We start from the raw sequence: 3,540 nt of genomic DNA on the forward strand, positions 1-3,540 counted from the left end.
CCCGGTCCCCGCCGGCCAGCAGGCTCACCGCAAGCGACGCGGCAGCCACGACGGCCAGCCACCCGCCTTCGACCGCGAGGCCGACAAACAACACAACACCGCCGAGCGCCGCATCAACCACCTCAAGAAACGGCCTAGCCGCCCACCCTCGACGTCGATGAGAAGCCACTGACCCAGACCCCGGATGGGCCCCAACCCATCCCGCCGGCGACTGCGCCAGGCGCCCAAGCACCACAACCCAGACTGTGTCCGCGCCGACACCACCACCCTCTTCGCCGAACCCGACGCCACAACCGGCAAGGTCATCGGTTCAATCCACCACCGCCACCCAGGCCGCCGAGTTCAAGAAGTCCCTGGCCATGCTGGGTCAGCAGGTCTCGCCAGGTCTAGAGGGCTGCGTCGCGCTGGGCAACTACGCGACGCACAAGACACCGGTCATCCAGTGATGGCTGTCGGCTCATCCGCAGTTCCATCTACAGGAGCGTCCTGGCACTGAACTTGATGGAGATGCACTTCCTCGCGGAATTGACCACCAAGAGCCCCGGTGGAGCCCCCGCTCCGACCAGACACTCGAACGCGACATCTGCAGCTGACCCGAGGGCTGGAACGCACACCCCCAGTCCTCGCCTAGTGCTGTGACCACATTGGTTCGCCGGGTGTGCTGGTCAGGACGCTGCATGTAGCGGCCTGCCGCCCCAGCGGACGCCTTTCTCGCTGCGGATCCGGGCGCGTTCGCGACGTTGTGCGGCAAGGACGTCGGGGTGGCGGGCGTTCTGGTTGCGCCAGCGGAGGTAGGCGTGCAGGGCTCGGGTCTGGGCGGTGTGGTTGGGTGGTGCGAGTTGGCGAGGGTGAACTGTCGCAGCGGTCCGAAGTGGGCCTCGATGGGGTTGGCCCAGGACGCGTAGGTCGGGGTGAAGCACAACTCGACCTTGTTCCGTGCCGCCCACGTGCGGATCCTCCAGTTCCGGTGGGCTGAGAGATTGTCCAGGATCACGCAGATCGGGGCGCCGTCCGGGCGGGCAGCGCGGATCGATCGTAGGGCCGCCCAGGTGTGGTCGATGCCTTTGCGCCGATTATTGATGCCCCAGACCTGGTCGTCGCCGACCGAGAAGTAGGTGATGCCGTGGGTGCGGCGGTAGGTCGCCGGCAACCGGTCGGGCTTGCCTTGTCCGGCCCAGCAGGAGCCGGCGGTCGGGCGGATGCCCAGCGGACCGAACTCGTCGAAGGCGAAGGTGCGGTCCGGGCGCTCGTTGACCGCGTATTCGATCCGGTCCAGCTTGGCCTCGAAGTCGGGGTCCGGGGAGTCCTTCCAAGGCTTCGTGTGCTGGAAGGTGGATCCCTTTACGGGCGAGCAAGCGCCGCAGGGCCTCCCGGCCGATCCGCACGGGCCGGGCGATGTTGCGGTGCAGGTGATCAGCGAGCTTGCGGACCGACCAGCGGGTGAAGGGCTTGCCCAGCTGGGTGGGCCGGGCGGTGGCCGTCTGGATGACGAAGTCCTCGTCGTCAGGGGTGAGCAGGCGGGGACGGCCTCCCGCCCACCGAGGGTCCAGGCATGCGAGCCCGATCTCGTTGAACTGGTGGATCACGTCACGGACGGTGTCCTCGTCGGCCTGGACCAGACGGGCGATGACCGGGACCGTGCTCCCGCCGGCCGAGGCCAGCAGCATCATCGCCCGCCGGAACCGCACCGCACTCGTGCTGCCCCGCCGCACGATCCGTTGCAACCTCTGACCCTCCTGCTCGGTCAGCCTGCGAACCCTGACCGGTAGCGCCATACCCGCCCCCGTGCTGATCGAAGATGCTGTCCCACCGGCACAACGAGCAACCCGGTCAACCAATGCGGTCACAGCACTAGGAATCTGCGAGACGCCAGAGAACGTCATGCTCTCGTCGAGTCTGTTCTGGATATCGGAGTGCAGACTCGGCCGCGTGTGAGCGCGGACGTCGACTGGACTGCCGCAGTGCATGAGCGAGGTCACGATCAGAGCCTGCTGGAGAATCGGTGCTTGCATCCGCTTCACTCTTCCTGGGGTACAGGCAGCATTACGACTCCCTCGCGAACGCATGCGATGGGCCCAGAGCGGAAAACCAGAAGAAATGGGGGTTCCCGTACGCCGAGAGCGAGTCGAATACCTTAATTTCTATCATTCATCACCACTCTGCCGAAGGGTATCTAAATAACCATTGCATGCAGTATTTTTAGTTCAGAATCAAAGCCGAAGGTCAATATTTCCACGCTAAGCTAACTAACTGTTGGGATTCCCGCACCCATGCCTCTTTATTACTTTCTCCGTCAATGCGTTTTGGCATTTTTTGCCAGCGTGAAATCCGTCTTTAAAAAATGTGTCGGTTCTTCTAATGTCACGACGCGAAACCGTACTGGAACTGTCGCGGTTTCAGGTCTCGGAGAAGCGTCTTCCTTGCCTGACATGTGTATTCTATCTGCCGAAGTGGAGGTGGTCAGAGCCACTGCGAAGAGCGCTGTCGCCACTCACAACACTTCGGTTAACTCACTACTTAGTATGGCGCGGAGTTGGGGAATTCCTCAAAACGATATTCACACTCAAGGCCTGATGCTCTCGCCCGTATACCAAGACGCCAAGGGGAAATCAAGAATTTCCGGCTACCGCGCGAGTCAAAGTATTTCACTGAAGATTCGCGATATCTCGAGAGCTGGGGCATTTATTCAAAGTGTCGTGGACGTTGTTGGTAATAACGGAAGGATTGAGGGGCTTGAATTTAGCGTCAAGAATCAGCAGCCGCTTCGTAGAAAAGCTCGAATTGCAGCACATCGGGACGCCTTCTCGAAAGCCGACCAGTATGCACGTCTAGGCGGACGTAAGATAGGTAAAATTATCTCCATTAATGAAATAGGTATCACCTATACGGAACCTTGGTCGACAAATGTTGAAGCACCCGGGAAAATAGTGTCAATGCCAATTAGCCCAAGAGAATTTCGAGCCGAAATTGTGACGCATGCTGTGTACGAACTTATAGGCCGAAGCAATTAGCGGGAGCTAGGGCAAGGACACCGCAAACAAAATGGAGATTTTACGCTGGGTGGCGATGTCTTTGAGACTGTCACCACAGCACCCACACCAAGATCATAACACCTCTGGCCAGACTTTACGGGGCATCAATTAGTGTCCTGAGTCTGTGAGTTCTTTCAGTGTTGCGGCTCCAGGGTGAGGACGGCAGTGGCGATTGCCGCCATTCGAATGGGGCTGCACCGGGGCTTTGCGGAAGATCCGCCAGGAGTTCAGACGGGCCCACGCCCCGCTCGACTGGTGGCCGTGTTGCGGAAAGCGTGCGGTTGATAGCCGACTGGATAGTCGGGGGCGGCTTCGCGTAGGGCACGCAGCAGCCCGGGCGCGCGGTCGGCGAGCAGCCCGACGGCTGCTGCGGTGTCAGCGGGGGGCAGTGCCGCCTGCGATGCCGAAACCAGCGGCGAGCTGGGTAAGGGTGTCATGCCGGCGCAGGTACACCAGCCCGACGAGGGCACGCCGAAGCGGCGGAAGTTTGCAGCGGCGGTCACCCTCA

Annotated in this window: 1 protein-coding gene and 2 pseudogenes; 1 reads left to right on the forward strand and 2 read right to left on the reverse strand. The window is 61.4% G+C overall.

The genetic code is table 11. The features are described 5' to 3' along the window. Nucleotides 1–665: 665 nt before the first annotated feature. Nucleotides 666–1,775: pseudogene (locus tag LUZ64_RS36445) on the reverse strand (IS630 family transposase). Nucleotides 1,776–2,270: 495 nt separating this feature from the next. Here LUZ64_RS36445 and LUZ64_RS36450 point away from each other — a divergent pair. Then, nucleotides 2,271–3,011 carry an SIMPL domain-containing protein gene (locus tag LUZ64_RS36450; RefSeq protein WP_095580374.1) on the forward strand — a complete coding sequence of 247 codons (741 nt, stop codon included), beginning with the start codon at nucleotides 2,271–2,273 and terminating at the stop codon, nucleotides 3,009–3,011. A gap of 317 nt (nucleotides 3,012–3,328) precedes the next feature. Here the strand turns inward: LUZ64_RS36450 and LUZ64_RS36455 are convergent. After that, a pseudogene (locus LUZ64_RS36455) lies at nucleotides 3,329–3,540 on the reverse strand (helix-turn-helix domain-containing protein); the annotation flags it as partial.

Source organism: Streptomyces albireticuli, from assembly GCF_021228125.1.
Taxonomy (GTDB): domain Bacteria; phylum Actinomycetota; class Actinomycetes; order Streptomycetales; family Streptomycetaceae; genus Streptomyces; species Streptomyces albireticuli.